Origin of the sequence: Phocaeicola dorei (genome assembly GCF_013009555.1) — a bacterium.
Lineage (GTDB): Bacteria > Bacteroidota > Bacteroidia > Bacteroidales > Bacteroidaceae > Phocaeicola > Phocaeicola dorei.
In genome coordinates this window covers 827,476-852,086 of record NZ_CP046176.1, presented here as the reverse complement: position 1 = coordinate 852,086, position 24,611 = coordinate 827,476, and the positions used below count along the sequence as shown (strand labels likewise).

20 protein-coding genes and 1 tRNA gene are annotated in these 24,611 nt (G+C 42.3%); 13 read left to right on the top strand and 8 right to left on the bottom strand.

The genetic code is table 11. From position 1 onward, the window contains the following. Window positions 1–104: 104 nt before the first annotated feature. Complete coding sequence (locus GKD17_RS03270) at window positions 105–1,913, top strand: DUF349 domain-containing protein (protein WP_007836261.1); 1,809 nt, start codon at window positions 105–107, stop codon at window positions 1,911–1,913. 334 nt (window positions 1,914–2,247) lie between these two features. Here GKD17_RS03270 and GKD17_RS03265 read toward each other — a convergent pair. Further along, window positions 2,248–2,318, bottom strand: a tRNA-Gln gene (locus GKD17_RS03265). Between the two features lie 319 nt (window positions 2,319–2,637). Here GKD17_RS03265 and rsfS point away from each other — a divergent pair. The 3 genes from rsfS to GKD17_RS03250 all read left to right on the top strand — a co-directional run bounded on the left by rsfS (window position 2,638) and on the right by GKD17_RS03250 (window position 6,012). After that, window positions 2,638–2,997, top strand: coding sequence for a ribosome silencing factor (gene rsfS / locus GKD17_RS03260; RefSeq protein WP_007836264.1), 360 nt, complete (start codon window positions 2,638–2,640; stop codon window positions 2,995–2,997). A 17-nt stretch (window positions 2,998–3,014) separates the two neighbouring features. After that, a complete protein-coding gene (ftsH, locus tag GKD17_RS03255; protein WP_007836269.1) occupies window positions 3,015–5,021 on the top strand; it encodes an ATP-dependent zinc metalloprotease FtsH in 2,007 nt (668 codons plus the stop codon). 151 nt (window positions 5,022–5,172) lie between these two features. Further along, window positions 5,173–6,012, top strand: a complete 840-nt coding sequence (locus GKD17_RS03250) for a phosphatidate cytidylyltransferase (RefSeq protein WP_007836270.1) — start codon at window positions 5,173–5,175, stop codon at window positions 6,010–6,012. Here the strand turns inward: GKD17_RS03250 and GKD17_RS03245 are convergent. The 3 genes from GKD17_RS03245 to surE are packed head-to-tail and all read right to left on the bottom strand — an operon-like array spanning window position 6,004 to window position 8,703. Next, window positions 6,004–6,738 carry a NigD1/NigD2 family lipoprotein gene (locus GKD17_RS03245; protein ID WP_032936377.1) on the bottom strand — a complete coding sequence of 245 codons (735 nt, stop codon included), beginning with the start codon at window positions 6,736–6,738 and terminating at the stop codon, window positions 6,004–6,006. The two genes, GKD17_RS03250 and GKD17_RS03245, sit on opposite strands and share 9 nt — an antisense overlap. 55 nt (window positions 6,739–6,793) lie before the next feature. After that, window positions 6,794–7,933 (bottom strand): lipid-A-disaccharide synthase, encoded by a 1,140-nt coding sequence (gene lpxB / locus GKD17_RS03240; protein WP_007836272.1) that lies wholly within the window; start codon window positions 7,931–7,933, stop codon window positions 6,794–6,796. Then, window positions 7,930–8,703 carry a 5'/3'-nucleotidase SurE gene (gene surE, locus GKD17_RS03235; protein WP_007836273.1) on the bottom strand — a complete coding sequence of 258 codons (774 nt, stop codon included), beginning with the start codon at window positions 8,701–8,703 and terminating at the stop codon, window positions 7,930–7,932. Before surE ends, lpxB begins: the two co-directional genes overlap by 4 nt. 257 nt (window positions 8,704–8,960) lie before the next feature. On the opposite strand from surE, the gene GKD17_RS03230 reads away from it, so the two are divergent. The 5 genes from GKD17_RS03230 to GKD17_RS03210 all read left to right on the top strand — a co-directional run bounded on the left by GKD17_RS03230 (window position 8,961) and on the right by GKD17_RS03210 (window position 15,044). Further along, complete coding sequence (locus GKD17_RS03230; protein ID WP_032936379.1) at window positions 8,961–9,728, top strand: ParA family protein; 768 nt, start codon at window positions 8,961–8,963, stop codon at window positions 9,726–9,728. A gap of 3 nt (window positions 9,729–9,731) precedes the next feature. Next, window positions 9,732–10,628: a ParB/RepB/Spo0J family partition protein gene (locus tag GKD17_RS03225; protein ID WP_005845804.1), complete on the top strand. Its 897-nt coding sequence runs from the start codon at window positions 9,732–9,734 to the stop codon at window positions 10,626–10,628. A 15-nt stretch (window positions 10,629–10,643) separates the two neighbouring features. Next, window positions 10,644–11,405 (top strand): DUF5683 domain-containing protein, encoded by a 762-nt coding sequence (locus GKD17_RS03220; protein WP_229103351.1) that lies wholly within the window; start codon window positions 10,644–10,646, stop codon window positions 11,403–11,405. Window positions 11,406–11,409: 4 nt separating this feature from the next. After that, window positions 11,410–12,672 carry a lytic transglycosylase domain-containing protein gene (locus GKD17_RS03215; protein ID WP_007836276.1) on the top strand — a complete coding sequence of 421 codons (1,263 nt, stop codon included), beginning with the start codon at window positions 11,410–11,412 and terminating at the stop codon, window positions 12,670–12,672. 101 nt (window positions 12,673–12,773) lie between these two features. Next, on the top strand, window positions 12,774–15,044 hold the full coding sequence (locus tag GKD17_RS03210; RefSeq protein WP_007836277.1) for a RelA/SpoT family protein: 2,271 nt from the start codon (window positions 12,774–12,776) through the stop codon (window positions 15,042–15,044). Window positions 15,045–15,134: 90 nt separating this feature from the next. Here the strand turns inward: GKD17_RS03210 and GKD17_RS03205 are convergent, their stop codons facing one another. After that, entirely contained in the window at window positions 15,135–15,482 is a 348-nt protein-coding gene (locus GKD17_RS03205; protein ID WP_007836278.1) for a MerR family transcriptional regulator, read from the bottom strand. Window positions 15,483–15,515: 33 nt separating this feature from the next. Next, window positions 15,516–16,484 carry a M23 family metallopeptidase gene (locus GKD17_RS03200; protein ID WP_007840678.1) on the bottom strand — a complete coding sequence of 323 codons (969 nt, stop codon included), beginning with the start codon at window positions 16,482–16,484 and terminating at the stop codon, window positions 15,516–15,518. Between the two features lie 137 nt (window positions 16,485–16,621). On the opposite strand from GKD17_RS03200, the gene alaS reads away from it, so the two are divergent. Beyond that, window positions 16,622–19,240: an alanine--tRNA ligase gene (gene alaS, locus GKD17_RS03195; protein WP_007836280.1), complete on the top strand. Its 2,619-nt coding sequence runs from the start codon at window positions 16,622–16,624 to the stop codon at window positions 19,238–19,240. A gap of 323 nt (window positions 19,241–19,563) precedes the next feature. On the opposite strand, the gene GKD17_RS03190 is transcribed toward alaS, so the two are convergent. After that, window positions 19,564–20,982 (bottom strand): ATP-dependent DNA helicase, encoded by a 1,419-nt coding sequence (locus GKD17_RS03190; protein WP_007836283.1) that lies wholly within the window; start codon window positions 20,980–20,982, stop codon window positions 19,564–19,566. Between the two features lie 97 nt (window positions 20,983–21,079). Between GKD17_RS03190 and GKD17_RS03185 the strand changes: the two genes are divergently transcribed. Genes GKD17_RS03185 through GKD17_RS03175 form a run of 3 tightly spaced genes read left to right on the top strand, consistent with a single transcriptional unit; the run spans window position 21,080 to window position 23,138 of the window. Beyond that, a complete protein-coding gene (locus tag GKD17_RS03185; protein WP_007836284.1) occupies window positions 21,080–21,766 on the top strand; it encodes a hypothetical protein in 687 nt (228 codons plus the stop codon). A 2-nt stretch (window positions 21,767–21,768) separates the two neighbouring features. Further along, the gene (locus GKD17_RS03180) at window positions 21,769–22,587 is read left to right on the top strand and encodes a DUF3822 family protein (RefSeq protein ID WP_007836286.1); all 819 of its coding nucleotides are present in this window, start codon (window positions 21,769–21,771) and stop codon (window positions 22,585–22,587) included. Further along, window positions 22,578–23,138 carry an RsmD family RNA methyltransferase gene (locus GKD17_RS03175; RefSeq protein WP_007836288.1) on the top strand — a complete coding sequence of 187 codons (561 nt, stop codon included), beginning with the start codon at window positions 22,578–22,580 and terminating at the stop codon, window positions 23,136–23,138. The genes GKD17_RS03180 and GKD17_RS03175 overlap by 10 nt, the downstream gene beginning before the upstream one ends. On the opposite strand, the gene cls is transcribed toward GKD17_RS03175, so the two are convergent. After that, window positions 23,107–24,543 (bottom strand): cardiolipin synthase, encoded by a 1,437-nt coding sequence (gene cls / locus GKD17_RS03170; RefSeq protein WP_007836290.1) that lies wholly within the window; start codon window positions 24,541–24,543, stop codon window positions 23,107–23,109. The two genes, GKD17_RS03175 and cls, sit on opposite strands and share 32 nt — an antisense overlap. Window positions 24,544–24,611: the final 68 nt, after the last annotated feature.

Genomic DNA, 24,611 nt, shown 5'->3' with positions numbered 1-24,611 from the left:
ATTTTCCTAAAAAAATCGGGAAAAACAGTATGAAGTTCTAATTTATTTCTTTTAATTTGTAAATTGTTGTTATAACAAAAACGCTTACTTTAAAAATCTATACGATGGACTCGAATGAAACTATCCGCCCTTTAACCGAAGTTCCAGTGGAACAGACATCTGAAACTTTGGTATCATCTTCCGCTACTGCAGAAGAAAATAACGCTACGTATGTACCTAAACAAACGAAAGAAGAGGTCATCGAACGTTTAAAAGAAATCAACGAAGACGCCTGCAATGCAGACAAACAAGAGTTGGATTTATTGAAACAGAACTTCTACAAGCTGCACAAGGCTGAGCAAGAAGCCGCCCGTAAGGCATTTATTGATGGCGGAGGTGCTCCTGAGGCATTTATTCCCCAACCGGACGATGCTGAAAGCCGTTTCAAAGATATCATGAGCTCTATCAAAGAGAAAAGAAGCGCCATGCAAGCAGAACAAGATAAAGAAAAAGAAGATAACCTGGTGAAAAAGCTCGCCATTATCGACCGCTTGAAAGAACTTGCCGAATCTCCCGAAGATGCCAACAAAGCATACAATGAATTCAAGAAACTGCAACAGGAATGGAACGATATAAAACAGGTGCCGGCTGCCAAAGTCAATGAACTCTGGAAAAATTATCAGCACTATGCAGAAAAGTTCTATGACTTGATAAAGTTGAACAACGAATTCCGTGAGTATGATTTTAAAAAGAACCTTGAAATAAAGACTCATCTTTGTGAAGCCGCAGAGAAATTGGCTGATGAAGAAGATGTGATTTCCGCTTTCCATCAATTACAAAAGTTACATCAGGAATTCCGGAATACGGGTCCTGTTGCAAAAGAATTGCGCGAAGATATCTGGACCCGGTTCAAAACCGCCTCTACAGCCGTAAACCGTCGTCACCAGCAACATTTCGAAGCCTTAAAAGAAAAAGAGCAACGTAACTTGGATGAAAAGACCGTAATCTGTGAAATTGTGGAAGCGATGGAATACGATACGTTCACTACCTTCCAAGACTGGGAAAACAAAACTCAGGAAATCATTGCTTTGCAAGCCAAATGGAAAACAATTGGTTACGCACCTCAAAAAATGAACGTGAAGATATTCGAACGTTTCCGTGCCGCTTGTGATGAATTTTTCAAACGCAAAGCCGAGTTCTTCAAGTCCATCAAGGAAAGTATGGCAGGTAATCTGGAAAAGAAGAAAGCATTATGTGAAAAAGCAGAAGCACTAAAAGAAAGCACAGACTGGAAAGCAACTGCTGATATTCTAAGCAAATTACAAAAGGAATGGAAAACAATTGGTCCTGTACCTAAAAAGTATTCGGATGCCGTATGGAAACGATTCATTGCCGCATGTGATTATTTCTTCGAGCAAAAGAACAAGGCGACTTCTTCACAACGCTCAGTTGAACAGGAAAACATGGTTCAGAAAAAGGCGATCATTGAAAAGTTAAATACAATTGACGCACAGGAAACACCGGAAGAAGATGCCGGAAACACCATTCGAGAATTAATGAAAGAATGGAATAGCATCGGTCATGTACCGTTTAAAGAGAAAGATAAATTATACAAGCAATATCATGGTGTCATTGATAAGTTGTTTGACAAGTTGAATCTTTCCGCATCACAGAAAAAATTAAGTAACTTTAAATCAAGCATCAGTAAGGAAGGCAACCTTTATCGTGAACGCGAAAAACTGGTTCGTGCTTACGAAAACATGAAGAATGAAATTCAAACATACGAGAACAATTTGGGCTTCTTGACCAGTTCTTCCAAAAAAGGTAGCAGTTTGGTTACGGAAATGAATCGTAAAGTGGAAAAACTCAAGGCAGACCTAGAATTGATCTTAAAAAAAATAGAGGTGATCGACCAATCAATGAAAGACGAATAAAAACAGTTATAAAAAGAGTTTAATGCAAATGCGTTAGACTCTTTTTTTACTAACGTACTACTGATTTTTTGCACCTTTTTCATCCTGCGTGTTTTCATGGCCTACTAAAAAAGACAAATAGAACAATTGAGAGAAAGCAAAACCCCGAATTACTCCCGGATTGGCGTTGCATTGTTTTCGGACTGCCCCGCTTTTTTCATGAGTCTTACGGAAAAATAGAGAGTTGACACCAATTTTGATTGGTCTATTTTTAAGATAGCTAGCCCAAAATGAAAAAAATTCTTCTAAAATTGCAATTTTAGAAGAACTTTGTCTTTAATAAGTGGTTTATGTGTTGGGATACCAGGATTCGAACCTGGAAAAACAGGACCAGAATCTGTTGTGTTACCATTACACCATATCCCAATTTTCCTATCAAAACGCCCGTTTTGATTTTGACGCTGCAAAGATACGGTTTTTTATTTAATCCACAAATTTTTGAAGCTTTTTTTTCTAATCAAGATTCTTTTTTCTCCATTTGCTTTCTTTTCCAGCCTTCCTTATCCTTCTTGACCGTGTATCTTCACTCTAGGCTTAACATAACAATAAAAAGATTCTCTAACTAAAAAAAACAAAAACCGAATATATTTAATGCACATTTTTTCGCTAGAATGAGAAAACCAAGTATCTTTGTGCATTGTTGTAAATACATATATTAGAATAATCAGTTGTTAATAACATTATAATGAACGAAGCAGAGACTTTAGTAAAAAAAATAACAGAAGGCATTCAAGAAAAGAAAGGTAAAAACATTGTAATAGCGGACCTCACCGCCATTGATGATACCATTTGCAGCTATTTCGTAATCTGTCAAGGTAATTCCCCAAGTCAAGTTATAGCTATCGTTGACTCAGTCAAGGAATATGTACATAAAGAAATAGATGACAAGCCTACGGGAATAGACGGACTGAGAAACGCAGAATGGGTTGCAATGGACTACAGCGATGTACTGGTACATGTCTTTTTGCCGGAAACAAGAAATTTTTATAATCTGGAACATTTATGGGCAGATGCCAAACTGACCCAAATTCCTGATCTAGACTAATCCAATACAGAATCAAAATGAGTGAAAATACCAATAATAGACCAAAGATAAACATGCCACGCTTCAATTTGAGTTGGCTGTATGTTATCATTGCCATGAGTTTTGCCATCCTCTATTTTTCCAATCAAGAAGGAGGAATTGACAAACAAATAACATATACCGAGTTTAAAGATATGATAAACAAGGGATATGCCAATAAAATAATTGCATACGATGACAATACGGTAGAAATGTACATTAAACCGGAATTTGTTAAAGATGTATTTAAAAATGACTATAAAAAAGTAGGGCGTAACCCAGCATTGAACGTAGAAATAGGTTCCATGGAGTCATTGGATAAATTCATGGAAAAGGCACAGGAAGAAGGTCACTTTACCGGATCTATCAGTTATGAAAAGAAACGCGACTACTTCGGCGCATTATTTTGGAATATCGCTCCGTTTTTACTATTGATCGGTATCTGGATGTTTGCCATGCGTCGCATGAGCGGCGGAGCAGGGGCCGGAGGCGCCAATCCGTTCAACGTAGGCAAAAGCAAAGCTCAGGTATACGAAAAAGGAGACAAGACTAACCGGATTACTTTTAAAGATGTAGCCGGACAAGCGGAAGCTAAACAAGAAGTGGAAGAAATTGTAGAGTTTCTGAAACAACCTCAGAAATACACGGAGTTGGGAGGTAAGATACCTAAAGGCGCTTTACTGGTAGGCCCTCCGGGAACCGGTAAGACTTTGCTGGCAAAAGCTGTTGCCGGTGAAGCAGATGTACCTTTCTTTTCGCTTTCGGGTTCCGACTTTGTGGAAATGTTCGTTGGAGTAGGTGCATCCCGTGTACGTGACTTGTTCCGCCAGGCGAAAGAGAAAGCTCCTTGTATTATATTCATTGATGAAATTGACGCAGTAGGACGTGCCCGTGGCAAAAATCCAAGCATGGGTGGAAATGATGAACGCGAAAATACATTAAACCAATTATTGACAGAAATGGATGGTTTTGGTTCAAATAGCGGTGTGATCATTTTGGCCGCTACCAACCGTGCGGATATATTGGATAAAGCATTATTGCGTGCTGGTCGTTTTGACCGCCAGATTCATGTTGACTTACCCGACTTAAACGAACGTAAAGAAGTATTTGGAGTACATTTGAAGCCCTTAAAGCTGGATGAAAGTGTCGATCTGGATTTGCTCGCCCGTCAAACTCCGGGATTCAGTGGGGCAGATATTGCCAATGTATGTAATGAAGCAGCACTGATCGCCGCCCGCCATGGTAAGAATGCGGTTGGGAAACAAGATTTTCTAGATGCTGTAGACCGTATTATCGGTGGTTTGGAAAAGAAAACCAAAATCATGACTGCCGAAGAAAAGCGTACTATTGCTTTACACGAAGCCGGTCACGCTACGCTGTCTTGGTTTTTGGAACATGCCAATCCTTTGATTAAGGTAACCATTGTTCCCCGTGGACGCGCATTGGGAGCCGCATGGTATTTGCCCGAAGAACGGCAGATCACAACCAAAGAACAAATGCTGGATGAAATGTGTGCCACTTTAGGGGGACGTGCAGCCGAAGAGCTGTTCACCGGACATATTTCAACCGGTGCCATGAATGATTTGGAACGTGTGACAAAACAATCATATGGAATGATTGCTTACGCCGGAATGAGTGAAAAGTTACCCAACTTATGTTATTACAGCAACGATGAATACTCTTTCAGCAAGCCTTACAGCGAACGTACAGCCGAACTGATTGACGAAGAAGTGAAAAGAATGATCAACGAACAATATGATCGGGCAAAGGCAATATTGTCCGAACATAAAGATGGTCACAACGAGCTGGCCCGTCTGTTGGTTGAAAAAGAAGTAATTTTCGCCGAAGACGTGGAACGCATTTTTGGCAAACGTCCCTGGACCTCACGTTCAGAAGAAATTATGGCTTTAGAAGCTACAGTAAAACCAGTAGAAGTAACCGAAGATTTTGAAGAGAAGAAATCTTCAGATTCTGAGGAAAAGGAAAAAGAAAAAAAAGAAGCATAACATTGTAGAAAGATCTGTCAATCATAATCATGTCATTCTGAATGATATAAAGAGTCTGTAGTAATCCAGATACGGGTTCTTCATTATCACTCAGAATGATTAAACAACAGATCTTCTATTTTGATTTTTGAATCACTTAAGACTAACGACCGTGAAAAGCAATTTCTTACAACGTGCCATAACCGGAATTATTTTCGTTGCAGTACTGATAGGCTGCATAGTGGGTGGGGCTGTTTCTTTCGGTATCCTATTTGCCATTATCAGCGCATTGGCTATCAATGAATTCTGTAATTTGGTCAATCATGTAGAAGGAATACAAGTAAATAAACGCATATGTATTCTCAGCGGAATTTTTCTTTTCCTGTGCTTTTTTTATTTTGGAATAGATCCTTCACAAACAGGTATATTTATTCCTTATCTGGCTTTATTCATCTACCTGATGGTCAGCGAACTTTATTTGAAAAAAGAAAATCCTCTGAACAACTGGGCATACGCCATGCTAAGCCAAATGTACATCGCTCTGCCATTTGCTTTGTTGAATGTATTGGCTTTCCACTCGGACGAAACAGCGAGTATTTCACAATACAATGCTATTCTCCCACTATCTATTTTTATTTTTAACTGGGTGAATGATACGGGGGCTTATTGCACGGGGATGCTGTTTGGCAAACACAAACTGTTCGAGCGTATTTCCCCTAAAAAATCGTGGGAAGGTTCTATCGGTGGCAGTGTATTCTGCATCATATCCTCCTTCATACTGGCTCATTTCTTTCCCTTCATGTCCACCGGGGTATGGATTGGACTAGCATTAACAGTAGTAATATTCGGTACATGGGGTGATTTGACGGAATCTTTATTGAAGCGCCGTTTAGGTATCAAAGATTCGGGTAATATTTTGCCGGGACATGGTGGAATGCTCGATCGTTTCGACAGCGCAATCCTCGCTATCCCTGCAGCAGTAGTCTATTTGTATGTAGTTTCTTTATTTTAATTCCGCCAGATCCAAAAGATTAAAATCAGGCGTACTCTTGTCAGTAAGCGGGTAAAAGAAGATATATGTTTTTTCTTCACCGCCTACAGGACGTACCAGCACCTTTAATCCTTTTAATTCACTGTTTTCCGGTGAGTAACTTCCTAATTTGAAAGAAACCAGACCAGGTACCAACCGTCCTTGGCTGCCATTATTGTTATAGCGGAGTTCCAAATGCGCATACCCGTCATTTACCAAAGGAATCATCTCATTGACAACCAGATTGAGAATAGGCCTTTGGGGATTGGGAAAATTCAGCATAAAACGCACATTCATATACTCATTGGAAAACCATATATTTTTAATCTGCACTTTCATATTTCCTATACTATCCATATTATCAGGATTCAGTCCGATAATATCTTGAACAGGTACCATGGCATAGTCATTCAAACGGATATCATAGACAAAACCACTCTCACCAGCTTCCAGAAAGGTATAACTTCCAAAGATACGCTCTCCCGTCTTCAAATCCCGGTAAGGTACAGCATTCTGTACCACCCACAATTTCTCTCCATTATCCAATATAAAATAAGGAGCGTCATACTGAGGTTGCTTTTCTACTGTAGCCATAGCTATAGTTACTGTACTATCGGGATAACTTTCGTCATTGCCACAAGCTGAAAAGGCGAATACTCCGCTAAAAAGAAGTACCGCCCCTAACATCGATGAAAAAGAATATTTCATATTTTCCGGGGTTTAGGTTATTTACCCGAAAGAACAAAAAAACAGCGTGAAAAGTTTATTTCTTCAGTAAGGCCACCATCTTGCGTGCCGCTGCCTCCGAAGCTCCTGCCGGACCTAAAATTTGAATTATACGATCATACTCTTCCAACATCTTATTCCTATATACCTTATTATATAGAAGAGCTTCCAACTCCGAACGTACATTATCTACCGTCATCGTATCGGCTACCAGTTCACGCACCACTTCCTTATCGGCTACCAGATTAACCAACGAAATATATTTCACTTTTAGAATATGCCGGCGAAGAAAAGCGATAAACGTCCCTACCGGAGTATAGTAACACACCACTTGAGGAACACGGAAAAGAGCTGTTTCCAAAGTTGCAGTACCCGAAGTCACCAATGCCGCCTGCGCGTGCTGCAACAGCCTGTAAGTCTGTCCGAAAATGATTTTAACCGGTACATTCGGATTTATATAACCCGCATAATAGGCAGGGTCCATCCCCGGAGCCCCTGCCAACACCAATTGATAATCTTTGGTAAACGGAGCAGCAGCCTCCAGCATCATCGGTAGGTTGTCTTTGATTTCCTGTTTCCGGCTGCCCGCCAACAATGCGATAACAGGCTTTTCGGACAAACCATTATCCGCCACAAATTCCGGAAACCCATCCGGATGTTTCTTACAATAAGCATCCACTGCATCTACACAAGGATTACCCACATAATGAACAGGGTACTGATGTCCGGCAAAAAACTCAATCTCAAAAGGCAGGATAGAAAACAATTCGTCCACATCCCGCTTGATATTTTTAATCCTATACTCTTTCCAAGCCCATATTTTAGGAGAAATATAATAGTAGACAGGTATTTGCGTCTGCTTCTTTATAAACTCGGCTATTTTCAGGTTAAAGCCAGGATAATCCACCAGAATCACTACATCAGGAGCCCAACGAACAATGTCCTGCTTACATTCTTTCATATTCCGAAAGATAGTACGCAAATGCAACAACACCGGGATAAAACCCATATAAGCCAGTTCTTTGTAATGCTTCACCCGCGTTCCACCAACAGCCGTCATCAAGTCCCCGCCAAAGAAACGGAATTCTGCTTCCGGATCTTCCTGTATCAAGGCACACATCAAATTAGATGCGTGCAAATCGCCTGATGCCTCGCCTACTATCAAATAGTATTTCATACTTCCAGATTCCAGTTTTTCAACTCATTCATCATCCCATAAGCGGTCACATCAATTTGGGTAGGAGTTACCGCCACATACCCATGCCCTAATGCCCAGTGGTCCGAATCTTCCGCTTCCGGTTCATAGTTATCAAACTCTCCGGTCAGCCAGAAATACTCTCCACCCCGAGGATGCAGACTACGCTTCCATTCATTAATCCAAGCCCCATTCGTCTGACGGCAGATGCGTACCCCTTTCAAAGAAGCCGTATCCGGAAAGTTCACATTCAAGCAAATACCCAAAGGCAAGCCATGCTCCAGGACCTGCTCAGTAATACGGCGTATATAAGGCAGCGATGAAGAGAAATCAGCATCCGCAAAATGATTACATAATGAATATCCGATAGAAGAAATCCCCTTCAGGCACCCTTCAATCACTACCCCCATCGTACCGGAATAATGCACATTCACTGAAGAATTATCACCGTGGTTTATTCCACCTATCACCACATCGGGACGACGGGGAACAACTGTATGCAATGCCAGTTTCACACAATCTACCGGTGTACCCGTACATTTATACACAGTCAAGTCCTCCTCTTCACGTACCTTGTAATACCGCACAGGATGTTCGGAAGTGATCGCCCCCGAAGCTCCCGAACGAGGACCATCCGGCGCCATTACGATCATTTCACCCACTCCACGCAACCCACGTATCAACTCATTCAATCCCTTAGCTTCCACGCCGTCATCATTTGACAGCAATATCAACGGTTTTTCTCTCTTCATATTTTTCCACTCTTTTTCTCGGAGCGTAAAGATACAACTCTTTGCCGGAACTACCCCTCGCCAGAAAAGAAAATTATCTTAATGTTCTACAACCCAGTGCTAAAAATAGAATAGAATTGAATGAAAATTTCTATCTTTGCCGCCGTTGAGTTATTAACAAAACCAATGAGTTATCAACAGTTTTGCTAATGTCTGCCGTTTTTTATAGGTACAATCACCTATTATTTGTTACTTCGCAGCGAGAAAAACTGATTAATATGGGAAAAATTATTGCTTTAGCCAATCAAAAAGGTGGCGTAGGTAAAACTACCACAACGATTAACCTCGCAGCTTCTCTGGCAACGCTGGAGAAAAAAGTGCTGGTTATTGATGCAGACCCTCAGGCCAACGCATCATCAGGATTGGGTGTGAACATCAAAGAGGTAGAATGCTCTATCTATGAATGTATTATCAACGAAGCCGATATACGGGAAGCAATTTATACCACCGACATTGACGGACTCGACATTGTATCTTCACACATCGACCTGGTTGGCGCAGAAATAGAAATGTTGAACCTGGAAGACCGCGAGAAGATCATGAAAAAAGTATTAGCCCCCATGCGGGACGAATATGACTATATCCTGATAGACTGCTCCCCGTCATTAGGCTTGATAACGATCAATGCGCTGACAGCAGCCGATTCAGTAATTATCCCTGTTCAATGCGAATATTTTGCATTAGAGGGCATCAGCAAATTGCTGAATACCATTAAGATTATTAAATCGAAACTGAATCCTTCACTGGAAATAGAAGGCTTCCTGCTGACAATGTTCGATTCACGTCTGCGTCTGGCCAACCAGATTTATGATGAAGTGAAACGCCATTTTCAAGAATTGGTATTCAAGACAATTGTACAGCGTAACGTCAAACTGAGCGAAGCTCCCAGCCACGGCATTCCTGCAATATTGTATGATGCCGACTCTACCGGAGCCAAGAATCATTTGGCATTGGCACAAGAAATTATAACACGTAACAGAAAGTAAACAATGGCAGTACAGAAAAAATTTGCTTTAGGACGCGGGCTTGACGCACTGATCTCGACCGAAGAAGTAAAGACAGCCGGCTCATCTTCTATCAATGAGATAGAACTGAGCAAAATATCCGTCAACCCTAACCAACCGCGCCGTGAATTTGATCCGGTGGCGTTACAGGAGTTGGCTGACTCTATTGCCGAAATTGGTATCATCCAACCCATTACGTTGCGTCAACTGAGTGAAGACTCTTACCAGATCATAGCCGGAGAACGTCGTTACCGCGCCTCCATACAGGCAGGACTTAAATCTATTCCGGCATACATCCGCACAGCCGATGACGAGAATGTAATGGAAATGGCGTTGATTGAAAATATTCAGCGTGAAGATTTGAATTCATTGGAGATTGCACTGGCTTATCAACATTTATTGGAACAATATGCATTGACACAGGAACGGCTGAGCGAACGTGTCGGAAAAAAACGTACCACTATCGCCAATTATCTGCGTCTGCTGAAACTTCCGGCTCAGATTCAAGTAGCATTGAAAAACCGCGAAATAGACATGGGACACGCCCGTGCCTTATTGTCCTTAGATGATCCTAAGACCCAAATACGTATCTTTAATGAAATACAGTCACAAGGCTATTCTGTCCGCAAAGTGGAAGAAATTGTCAAGGCACTGAGCAGTGGCGAGACAGTGGACAGCGGTGGGAAGAAGATCAAACCAAAAGGTTCCAAACTATCCGAGGAATACACTTTGCTGCAAAGCCATCTCTGCGGATTCTTCGGTTCAAAAGTACAGCTTTCATGCACAGCCAAAGGAAAAGGCAAGATCAGTATTCCGTTCAACAACGAAGAGGACTTGGAACGAATCATGGAAATATTGGATTCACTGAAAAAGAAAGAATAAAGCGTTATTACTACATTGAAAAGAAAAACATCCACATATAAAGTGTTTACATTCATGCTTTTATGCCTTATGATGGCTGGAAGCCTGAATGTTCACGCCCAAAAGGCACGCAACCGCCGTATGGGTATAAAGGCAGATTCTATCATACAAGTCAAAGATTCACTTGTCATTGACAGCCTAAGATTGTTGGAAGAACGACAAAAGATAGAAAATATGGAAGCACCTGTTGATACTGCCGCTTTAGTCCGTAAAAATGATTCCATACAGAAAGCAATGGCTGCCGAAACAAAACCCCGATTTATTCCGAACTCCAACCGTGCCATCTGGCTGGCGTTGGTAATTCCCGGCGGAGGACAGATATACAACCGTAAATATTGGAAACTGCCGATAGTATATGGAGGATTTGTGGGATGTGCATATGCGCTGACCTGGAACAACAGAATGTACAAGGACTATTCGCAAGCCTATCTGGATATTATGGACGATGACCCTAATACCAAAAGCTACGAAGACTTCCTGCCTCATGGCGTGAGTGCGGAAGGTATGGAGGATACCTTTAAAAAACGAAAAGATTTTTATCGCCGATATCGGGATTTAAGCATATTCTGTTTTATCGGTGTATATATACTATCTGTCATAGACGCATACGTGGATGCTGAACTATCTGATTTTGATATATCCAAAGACTTAGGTCTTCAAATACAACCTGTTATTTTTAATGATGGCCGGAGCAGGATACCTAATACAATAGGCCTGCAATGCAGCTTCAAATTTTAATCGCATGAAAAACTTTTTAATTGGTTTATTTACATTTATAGGAACAACGGGAATCAACGCACAAACCCAAAGTATTACCGTTCACTCGCAAACTACAGGAAAAGAAGAAATTATTGATGTTCCTGAAAGTATGCAGTCAGAAATGGACAGTCTTTACTGGGACTGGCAATCTAAGAATTACATCACATTGGGAGAGAACTGCACAATGGCCTCTACCAACCCTGTTGTAAGTGATTCCATCTATATGGATCGTCTGTCACGTATCCCCTCTATCATAGAAATGCCTTACAACGAGGCTGTACGCAAATTCATTGATATGTATGCCGTCCGTCTGCGCAATAAAGTATCCTTTATGCTTGCGGCAACCAATTTTTATATGCCTATCTTTGAAGAAGCACTTGATTTATACGACCTTCCTCAAGAACTGAAATATCTGCCGGTTATAGAATCTGCCTTAAATCCTGTTGCAGTTTCCCGCCAGGGAGCTACCGGTTTGTGGCAGTTTATGCTGGGTACAGGAAAAATATACGGGCTGAAAAACAATAGTCTGATAGACGAAAGGCGGGACCCGGTCAAATCAACTTGGGCGGCGGCACGTTATCTGAAAGACTTATATGACATCTATCAAGACTGGAACCTGGTATTGGCAGCTTACAACTGCGGGCCAGGCACTATCAACAAAGCCATACGCCGTGCCGGAGGAGCCACAGATTATTGGACAATCTACAACTACCTGCCCAAAGAAACCCGTGGGTACGTTCCTGCTTTCATTGCAGCAAACTACATCATGACTTATTATTGCGAACATGACATCTGTCCCATGGAAACACAGCTCCCCAACGCTACAGACACCATTCACATAAACAAAGACCTCCACTTACAACAAGTGGCAGAAGTATGCAACATCAACCTCGACCAGCTTCGCAGCCTGAATCCCCAATACAAAAAGGATATTATTCCCGGTAACAGCGAGTTGTGTGTACTTCGTTTGCCCAATAACTTTGTCAGTACTTTCATTGACCGCCAAGACAGTGTATTCGCTTATAAACCCAATGAATATCTGACCAAAAGAAAAACGGTAGCTATCAAAGAAACAACCAGTAGCAGAAACCGCTCATCCAAGGGAACTCTTTATCATAAAATCAAACAAGGAGACACATTGGGAGGAATTGCCGCCAAATACCACGTATCCATCAGTCAATTACGTAATCTAAACGGTATAAAGGGCAATAATATCAGAGCCGGAAAAAGTTTGCGGATCAGATGATTGATAAAAAATACAGATTTAACACTATACATTTTCTGAAAATACTTGCTTGAATATGTTTTTTGTATATTTTTGCAGTATAGATTATAGGAGGCAAAGATATGACGGATGAAAAGCAGACTCAGGAACAGGCGGATGAGGAAATGATAAACCAAGGGTTTCAGGAACTTTTGGACAGTTATCTAGCGACCAAACACCGTAAAAAAGTAGAAATCATCACAAAGGCATTCAATTTTGCCAAACAAGCACACAAAGGAGTAAAACGACGCTCGGGTGAACCATACATCATGCATCCCATAGCCGTTGCTAAAATTGTATGTACCGAAATAGGACTGGGATCAACTTCCATTTGTTCGGCTTTACTGCATGATGTAGTTGAAGATACAGACTACACTGTGGAAGACATCGAAAATCTGTTTGGTCCTAAAATTGCACAGATTGTAGATGGCCTGACTAAAATATCCGGCGGTATATTCGGAGACCGGGCTTCCGCACAAGCCGAGAATTTCAAGAAATTGCTACTGACCATGAGTGATGATATCCGGGTTATCCTCATCAAAATAGCCGACCGTCTGCATAATATGCGTACGCTTGGCTCCATGCTTCCCAACAAGCAATACAAAATTGCCGGAGAAACCTTATACATCTATGCGCCATTGGCTAACCGCTTGGGGTTAAACAAAATAAAGACAGAACTGGAAGATCTCAGTTTCAAATATGAGCATCCGGAAGAATATGCACAGATAGAATCCAAGCTACAAGAAACACAAGCGGAACGCGAAGAAGTATTCCGTGAATTTACAGCACCTATCCGCGCACAACTGGACAAAATGGGTATCAGTTATCAATTGATAGCACGAGTAAAATCCCCTTATTCCATTTGGAACAAGATGCAGACCAAGCATATCACATTTGAAGAAATATATGATATCCTGGCTGTCCGTATCATTTTCTGTCCCAAAAATCCGGAAGAAGAACTTAATGAGTGCTTTAACATATACGTATCCATATCTAAGATTTATAAACCGCACCCAGACCGCTTGCGCGACTGGGTAAGCCACCCTAAAGCCAACGGCTATCAGGCACTTCACGTAACCCTGATGAGTAACAAAGGCCAATGGATAGAAGTGCAGATACGCAGTGAGCGGATGAATGACGTAGCCGAACAAGGCTTTGCCGCACACTGGAAATATAAAGAAGGCGGAGGCAGTGAGGACGAGGGTGAACTGGAAAAATGGCTGCGTACCATCAAGGAGATTCTGGACGATCCGCAACCGGATGCCATGGACTTTCTGGATACCATCAAACTGAACCTGTTCGCTTCTGAAATATTTGTCTTCACTCCGAAAGGTGAAATCAAAACAATGCCGCAAAACTGTACGGCACTGGATTTTGCATTCTCCATCCATACATTCTTGGGCAGCCATTGCATCGGAGCTAAAGTCAACCACAAGCTGGTGCCCTTGAGCCACAAACTGCAAAGTGGCGACCAGGTGGAGATTCTTACTTCCAAATCACAGCATGTACAGCCTTCGTGGATAAACTTTGCCACCACCGCAAAGGCCAAAGCCAAGATTCTGGCCATACTGAAACGCGAACAGCGAGGCATGCAGCAGGCCGGTGAGGAAATGTTACGGGAATTCTTTTCCAGGGAAGGAGTAGAGTACACTCCCGAAAATATACGAAAGATCTGTAATCTGCATACCATCAAAACACAGGAAGAATTGTTTGCCGCCATCGGATTAAAAACAATCATTCTAGGAGAAAACGACAAGAACGAACTGAAAGACAAACCGACTTCCAGTAACTGGAAAAAGTATATCTCTTTCGCCTTCGGAGGCAGCAAGACAAACAAGGAGAAACCGACAGAAGAGAAGGAACCCTTACAAAAGATAGACAGCAAGAAAATATTGAAACTGACTCCCGAAGCTATCCAAAAGAACTATGTGATAGCTGAATGCTGCAAGCCTATTCCGGGAGATGACGTTTTGGGATATATAGGCGACAATAATCGTATCATCATCCACAAACGCCAATGCCCGTTGGCTACCAAACTGAAGAGCAGTTACGGCAACCGCCTGTTGGCTGTCCAATGGGAGACTGGAAAATCCTTGTACTTTCCTGTAAATATCTACATAAAAGGTATTGACCACATCGGTCTGTTAAATAAGGTAACAGAAGTCATTTCACAACAATTGAATGTAAATATCCACAAGTTGAATATTGAAAGTAACGACGGTATCTTTGAAGGAAGAATACAGCTATTTGTGCACGATGTGGATGATGTAAAATCCATCACTACCAATCTAAGAAAGATAGATGAGATAAAAACCGTCACCCGTATCGAGAAGTTCGAAGACCAGCCGAATTAGCCAATACCAATTTCACCGCAGACTACACTGATTGTTCATAACGATTATCCGCAACTCGTTTTTAATCCGTGCAATCTGTGGTGAATATTCTTAAGTCAGATAATCCAGTTCTTTACGCATACTAACCAATTCCTCACGTATCAGTTTCAATCTGTCCAAAATCTCCGCAGTACGGATAGTGGTTTCTCTGTTCATCTTCAGTTTCTGCTTGGCCCCCTGTAAAGTCATCCCTTTCTCTTTCACCAGATGATAGACCAGCCGGATATTCTCAATATCCTCTTTACGATACTGACGGACATTCCCTCCCGCCTTCTTGGGAGAAATAATAGGAAATTCCTTTTCCCAATAACGCAACAAGGATTCATTTACATCAAACATCTTTGCCACTTCCCCTATGGAATAGTAAAGTTTCAGTTCTTTATTAGGATTATAGGCCATGGTAAATTAAAATTGAGAATTAAAAATTCACGGCTAGTCAAATACCTTACCGTGGTTGGCTGCAATCTGTATCATCTTATCATAATCTTCCGCGCTCAAATCCATGAAATAATAATTCACAGGATTCTGCACTTTTCCTTTCACGTGCACTTCATAGTGCAAGTGAGGTCCGGTACTTTTACCTGTACTTCCCACAGCTCCAATCACTTCACCCCTGACCACCTTCTGTCCCGGTCTTACCTTGTAAGCACTCAGATGTGCATAGCGCGTTAGATAACCAAAGCCATGATTCACTTCGATGGTATTCCCATAACCTGTCTCCCATCCGGCCTTCACCACAACACCATCACCGGTGGCATACACCGGCGTGCCCGGACTAGCAGAAAAGTCCATCCCCGCATGAAACTTGGTTGTCTTATAAATAGGATCTATACGGACACCGTAACCGGAAGCCGTCTTCTTCAAATCCTTATTGGAAACAGGCTGGATGGCCGGAATACATTTCAGCATCTCGTCATGGCTCTTACACAAATCCACCACCTCGTCAAAAGATTTGGACTGGATATAAAGCTGCCGGTTCAACATATCCAGTTTCTGAGTGGTATTGATAACCAGATCGGCATTCGCCATATCCCGTAACTGTTCATAGCGGTTTGTCCCCCCATAACCGGCCTTACGGACAGCATCCGAAACAGGATCGGCCTGCAACACCACCCGATACAAATTATCATCACGCTGCTGGATATCCTGCATCACCCCCATAGCCTCATCCAGACGATGAGACAACACATTATACTGGGCCAGTAAGCGAGCATTCTCTATACGGAGCTCTTTCTCGGACGGAGAACCAAAGATCAATAATAAAATAATGAAACTACCTGCCCCCAAGCCCATTCCTACAAACAAACGGCGCAAGATGCTTAAGGCGCGCTGCCTCACTGTGGGGTAAATGCGGTCATAAGTTCGGGTCTTAGGATTATAAATATAGTAGACTTTACGCATCTAATTCTGCTTTTTGAAGTTTTTAATGCACAACACATCAATATTTTGCACAATTCTTGTCGACAAAAATAATAAAACCAATTATCTTTGCAAATCCTTTTTGAGAATATTAACTAGAAGACAATATATTAAGCGACATGATGACAGCTAAAGAAATTAGAGATTCTTTCAAAAGCTTTTTCGAGTCGAAAGGACACCAGATTGTCCCATCGGCTCCGATGGTCATTAAAGATGACCCCACATTGATGTTCACCAATGCAGGAATGAACCAGTTCAAAGACATTATTCTGGGCAATCACCCGGCCAAATACAAAAGAGTTGCGGACTCACAAAAATGTTTGCGTGTAAGCGGCAAGCACAATGACCTGGAAGAAGTGGGACATGATACCTACCACCATACTATGTTCGAGATGCTGGGCAACTGGTCTTTCGGAGATTACTTCAAGAAAGAAGCTATCGGCTGGGCATGGGAATATCTGGTAGATGTACTGAAAATAGATCCGAAAGATCTGTATGCCACCGTATTCGAAGGAAGTCCCGAAGAAGGACTGGAACGGGACAATGAAGCCGCCTCTTACTGGGAACAGTTCCTGCCGAAAGACCATATCCTCAATGGCAACAAACATGACAATTTCTGGGAAATGGGTGATACAGGTCCCTGCGGCCCGTGTTCTGAAATCCATATCGACTCACGTTCGGAAGAAGAAAAAGCTCAAATCCCCGGCAACCAACTGGTAAATAAGGATCATCCGCAAGTAATCGAGATCTGGAATCTTGTATTCATGCAGTTCAACCGCAAAGCAGACGGTTCACTGGAAGGTCTTCCCGCCAAAGTAATCGATACCGGTATGGGATTCGAACGTTTGGTGCGCACACTGCAAGGCAAGACATCCAACTATGACACTGACGTGTTCCAACCGATGCTGAAAGCCATCGCCGAAATGGCAGGAACCACCTATGGCCAAGACAACCAGAAAGATATCGCCATGCGCGTTATAGCCGACCATATCCGTACCATCGCATTCTCAATCACCGACGGTCAGTTGCCCAGTAACGCAAAAGCCGGCTATGTAATCCGCCGTATCCTCCGCCGTGCCGTCCGTTACGGATATACTTTCCTGGGACAGAAACAAGCATTCATGTACAAGCTGCTGCCTGTATTAATTGAGAATATGGGCGAGGCCTATCCAGAGTTGAACGCACAAAAAATACTGATCGAGAAAGTGATCAAAGAAGAAGAAGAATCTTTCCTGCGCACACTGGAAACAGGTATCCGTCTGTTGGACAAGACTATGAACGATGCCAAAGCTGCCGGGAAAAAAGAGATCAGCGGTGTGGATGCCTTTACATTATATGACACTTTCGGTTTCCCCCTCGACCTGACAGAACTGATTCTCCGCGAAAACGGCATGACTGTAAACGAAGAAGAGTTCAACGCCGAAATGCAGAAACAAAAAGAACGCGCCCGTAACGCGGCAGCCGTTGAAACTGGCGACTGGATCACCATAAAGGAAGGTGACACCCACTTTGTAGGTTATGACTTTACCGAATATGAAACCAGCATCCTGCGCTATCGCCAGATCAAGCAGAAAAACCAGACACTGTATCAAATTGTACTGAGCGATACTCCTTTCTATGCCGAAAGTGGTGGTCAGGTAGGTGATACAGGGGTGATCGTAAGCGAATTCGAAACCATCGAAATCATTGATACCAAGAAGGAAAACAACCTTCCTATCCATATCACCAAAAAACTGCCCGAACACCTTGACGTTCCGATGATGGCTTGTGTAGATACAGAAAAACGTGCCGCCTGTGCCGCCAACCACTCTTGTACTCATTTGCTGGACGAAGCGTTGCGCCAGGTATTAGGAACTCACGTAGAACAAAAAGGTTCTTTGGTGACTCCTGAGTCATTACGTTTCGATTTCTCTCACTTCCAGAAAGTGACTGACGAGCAACTTCGTGAAGTGGAACATTTGGTAAATGCCAAAATCCGTGAGAATATCCCTTTGACGGAATACCGCAATCTTCCTATCGAAAAGGCAAAAGAACTGGGTGCCATTGCTTTGTTCGGTGAAAAATACGGTGATGAGGTACGTGTTGTCCAATTCGGCAACTCTATTGAATTCTGCGGAGGTACCCACGTTTCGGCTACAGGCAAGATCGGTATGGTTCGTATTATCAGCGAAAGCTCTGTTGCTGCCGGTGTGCGCCGTATCGAAGCTATCACGGGTGCCAAAGTAGAGGAATTGATGGATACGGTCCAGGATACGCTGAATGACTTGAAGGCATTGTTCAACAATGCTCCCGATCTGAAAGTCGCCATCCGCAAGTATATTGACGAAAATGCAGGATTGAAGAAGCAGGTGGAAGAGTTCATGAAAGAAAAGGGCGCCGCACTGAAAGCCAGACTGGTAGAGAATGCCAAAGAAATAAATGGTGTGAAAGTGGTGAAAGCCATCATTCCGATGTCTGCCGACGTAGTGAAAGATATTGCCTTCCAGCTGAAAGGTGAAATTCCTGCCAATCTGTTCGTTGTAATAGGCAGTGTGGACAATAACAAACCGATGCTGACTGTCATGATTAGCGAAGACCTGGTAAAAGCCGGACAGAATGCAGGCAAACTGGTCCGTGAAGCAGCCAAACTGATTCAAGGCGGCGGCGGTGGTCAGCCCCACTTCGCAACGGCAGGCGGTAAGAATCCTGACGGTTTGAATGCGGCTGTTGATAAAGTGATAGAGCTGGCTGCATTGTAATCTATTCGAATTTCGTCCATATTTCGTATATATCAAAACTCCGCCATTCTGGTCTGAAAGCCGGTGGCGGAGTTTTTTTCATCTGGTTCACTAAGCCTTTTCTCCTCTATGGATAAGGGAAACAGAAAAGAAGATTTCTATCTCCCAAGCCTTTGGAGTTATCTCCATAACCTTTGGAGTCAACTCCATAAGCTTGGGAGTTAACTCCAAAGGTTATGGAGATAGAACATAAACGTTCAAAAAAGCTTAGCCATAAGAAAAAAAAAACTAACCAAACGGCTGGAAGCATATAATCAGTCATTAACACCTCACTGACTGTCTGCTTATTCCGTCTGCTCCTTCGGCCAGTTCACTAGATACAGAATTTCCGTAGCACGGGTGAAAGCCGTATACAGCCAACGGAAATAATCCGGAGTCAGCATATTCTCCGTCATATAGCCCTGATCCAAAAAGACCCGTTTCCACTGGCCACCCTGCGCTTTGTGACAAGTAACGGCATACGCATATTTCACCTGTAAGGCATTGTAATGAGGATCGGCTTTCATTTTCTTCATCCGCTCACGTTTCACAGTTATATCAGCATAATCCTCCAATACCGAATAAAATAACTTGTCATTCAATTCTTTAGGCAATGCGGGTGTTTCAGTATGCAAGGTATCCAACAAAAGTTTCACCTCCAGTTCCATACCATCATAGTCGGGGAACGCCAGCACCACATCGGCAAAACGAAAGCCGTATGCCTCACGCACCCGACGAACACGGCGAATTACAGCTATATCTCCATTGGCTATAAAATCAATCTCCTTACAGCCCTCCGTCCAAAAATAGTTATTCTTCGCCACCATCAGCAGGTCACCGCTGTTCAGTTCATCCTCCCGAAACAAAATCGTATTCCTGATTCCCTTATTATAAATATTCGCCCGTTTATTGGAACGGCAGACCACAATCGTTTCGTCCATACCTGCCTGACCGTAACAATCATTAATAACCTCAATCAGCTCACTACCAGAAACCATCCGGATATCCGGAAACCCTTCCACACGGACAGAAGGCAAAGTGAGAAAATCTTCCGCGGATATGTAGCGGCGCAATTCTGTCGCATTCCAAAGAATCCCCGAATCGTGCATCTGACGGACCACCTCAGTGAGCTGCGCCTCATATACTTCCATGCCATACCCGCGTAACTTATCGGCCGAAAGAGACGGACTCTCCTCTTCTCCTACCGGAGGAAGCTGCGCCGTATCCCCTACCAGCATCAAACGGCAACCTGTTCCGGCATATACATATTGAATCAAGTCGTCCAGCAAACGCCCTGTACCAAAGACTGCCCCCGCCAATCCGTCATTAGCGATCATCGACGCCTCATCCACAATAAACAAAGTATGCTGATGCAAGTTATCATCCAAAGAAAAGTTATCCAGGTCATTTGAAAAGTTGCGCTGGCGGTAAATCTTCTTATGAATAGTATAAGCCGGATGCTGTGCATAATGTGAAAAGACTTTAGCCGCCCTGCCCGTCGGAGCAAGTAGAACACACTTTTGCTGTAACTGGTCCAAGGTCTTCACCAATGCCCCGATAAGGGATGTTTTACCCGTACCGGCATATCCCTTTAAGAGAAAAACCGAGTCCGATTGGTGAGAAAAGAGAAAATCTGCTAAAAATTTAACAGCTTTTTCTTGTTCTAAAGTTGGTTTATATAGAAAATTTCCCTTAATTTGCTGCACTAAATAACTATTAATCATAATTGCGTAATAAAAAGTTCCTTGAACTGTGCGTTATTAGATTTATTTGTTTTATTTTTGCGATGCGAATATAAACTAAAAAAAACACATATTTATCATGAAAACAGTTATTAATATTGTATTGGCTGCTTGCGTTATCGGTTTGATATACGTTTGCTACGGCAGTATCATGGGACCGATTAACTTCGATGACGCTAAAAAAGCTAGAGAGAAACAAGTTATTGCACGCTTAATTGACATCCGTAAGGCACAGTTGGAATACCGCAACCTGCACAACGGACAATACACTGCAAGTTTCGACACCTTGATTGATTTCGTCAAAACTGCAAAACTTCCATTTGTAAAGAAAGAAGGAGTTTTGTCTGATACGCAACTGGAAGCTGGCATGACTGAAAAGAAAGCTATGGCAATCATCAACAAAGCCAAAAAAACTGGTAACTGGAAAGAAGTTGAAAAAGAAGGTTTAATGAACTTCAAACGTGATACTTTATGGGTTGCCGTAACAGATACAATCTATGCTCCGGGATTCAATGCAGACTCTTTAAGATATGTTCCTTTCGGAAATGGTGCACAGTTTGAAATGGCTATCCGTAACGATACAACAAAATCAGGTGCCCCTTTGCATTTATTCCAAGCTCAAACTCCGTATGAAACATATTTGGGTGGTTTGAATGCTCAAGAATTGGCTAACCTTAAAGACCTTCAAACCAAACTGGGCAAATATTGCGGTTTAAGAGTGGGTGATATCGAACAGCCTAACAATAACGCAGGTAACTGGGAATAAGAATGACTGAACGTATCGATTTTACAAAATCGGAACAATATACATTATCCATCCGCCTCAGTGCGGATGGATTTTCTTTTTCTATCTATAACCCACTGACAGATAATGATTTCTGCTTTGTTCCGTATCCTGTCAATACCGGATACTCTATGACGGCTAATCTAAAGGAAATGTTAACCGAGACAGAAACTCTAAGATATCCGTATAAACGGGTTAACATTCTGTATGACTCCCCCCGTTTCACACCTGTTCCTTTAGAATTATTCGAAGACGAACAAATGGATACTGTTTTCTATCATAATTTTCCTAAAGGAAATAACGAGATTGTACTTTGCAATGTTCTGGGAAGGAGTAATGTGGTAATACTTTTTGCTATAGACAAACATACCCATTTGTTACTGACTGAACATTTTCCTACAGCTCGTTACTTCTCCACCGCCAGCCCGCTGACTGAATATTTCGCCCGGAAAAGCCGGTTGGGCAACAGCCGGAAACTATACACACACATACGCGAGCAACAAATGGAAGTTTTTTGTTTTGATAAGGGCAACTTATTACTGATTAACTCATTTCCATGCAAACAAACCACAGACCGTGTGTATTACCTATTATATATATGGCAACAATTAAATTATAATCAGGAAAAAGACGAACTGCACTTGACAGGAAAATTAGAGGACAAAGAAGAATTATTGAAAGAATTGCGCAACTATCTGCGTCAGGTATTCGTCATCAACCCCAAAGCGGAATTCAACCGCTCCGAGATAAGTAAAATAGAAGAGATACCTTTTGACATGCAAACCTTATTATTATGCGAGTAATCAGCGGTATATACAAACGGCGCCGTTTCGACGTGCCTCATACATTCAAGGCACGTCCAACAACGGATTTTGCCAAAGAGAACCTTTTCAATGTATTAAGTAATAATTATTTTGACTTCGAGAACGGAGTTACAGCTTTGGACCTTTTTGCCGGTACGGGCAGCATCAGTATAGAACTGGTTTCACGCGGTTGTGACCGGGTTATCTCAGTGGAAAAAGATCCCCAGCATCTTTCTTTCATCTCGCAGGTGATGCGTGAAGTGAAGACTGACAAATGTTTTCCTATCCGTGCTGATGTCTTTAGATTTATAGACAAATGCAGCGAGCAGTTTGATTTCATCTTCGCCGATCCTCCATACGCCTTGAAAGATCTGGAAAGTATCCCCACCCGTATTTTCGAAAGCGGGATTTTAAAGGAAGACGGATTATTGGTATTGGAACATGGCAAAGAGAACCATTTCGAGGATAATCCCCATTTTATTGAGCGCCGTGTATATGGCAGTGTGAACTTCTCTTTCTTCAAAGCAATGGTGCCAGCAACCGAACAATAGATTCTTGTGCTTTTTGATACCAAGGACGCTTCATCCATGTTTTTCTCTGTAACAGGATAGCGTCCTTCTGGTCTTGCAGGAAAATACCCTTCAACATCAATGCTGAGGCCGGATCATACATAAAGGCATTCACCTCAAAATTATGCTCAAAGCTACGGAAGTCCATATTAGTAGAACCTACCGTAGAGAGAGTATCATCACTAACCATCAACTTGGAATGCAAAAAACCTTTCTGATAAAGGTAAATCCTGACACCCGCACGCATGATATCATCCAAATAAGATAACGAACCTAAATGTGTTATCCACGTATCGGCACGTGCCGGTATCATAATGCGAACATCCACACCTGCTAAAGCTGCCGTTTTCAATGCCATCAGAATAGGTTCGGTAGGCAACAGGTAAGGGGTTTGTATATAAAAATATTTTCGGGAACTACTGATAGCTATCAGTAACCCTTGCATAATATCCCGCCATTCGCCTACAGGATCGGAAGTAACAATCTGTATCAGAGCCTTCCCAAAGATTCCAACTTCGGGGAAATAACGGGAGGAAGTGATAAGAGTACGGTCTACCACATACCAATCGGTCAAAAAAGCAGTCTGTAACCCATATACCGCTTTTCCTTCTATCTTAATGTGAGTATCCCGCCATATCCCCCATGGAAAGCCTTTCATATAGCGCAAAGCAATGTTCATTCCTCCCATATAAGCCACACGACCGTCAATTACCACTATTTTACGGTGATTACGATAATTTACCTTACTGGTAAATAAAGGGAAACGAACTTTCAAAAAACTACGTGCTTCAATACCTGCTCCCCGCATTTCATCAAAAAAAGCATGGGGAACTTTCCAACAGCCCACGTCATCGTATAGTAAACGCACTTCTACTCCCTGCCGCGCTTTATCTATCAACACATCGCGCAGCAGCCTGCCTGCCGGATCATCCTCAAAAATATAAAACTGTAAATGGATGTGGTGCTTTGCTTTACTGATTTCTTTCATCAATGAATACAGCATGGAATAACCATCCGTAAAAACTTCCGTCGCATTTCCTTCAAAGGGCAAAGCATTATTCACTTTCCGGAAAAAACGCATCAACTGGTACTGTTCATCAGGACACTTAAACGCCTTTTGCGCTTGGTATTCTGCCATAGGACGTTTTATAAGACGGGTGAACCCTTTCTTGCTGATCAATTTCTCCTTACGTGTGCTTCTGCCGAAAAAGAAATAGAATACAAGCCCCACAATGGGCAGGAAAAAGAGTACAAGTACCCATGCCATTGTTTTAACAGGATTACGATTATCAAGTATCACTATAAAGATAGTTCCGATGATAATCACAAAATAAAGCACGTTAAAAGCAACAGCAAAGATTTCATTAAAGATACTCCACTCTACCATATAATTCCAAGTAATTTACTTATAAGCAAACTTATAAAAAAAATCCCAACCTATAACAATATAGATTG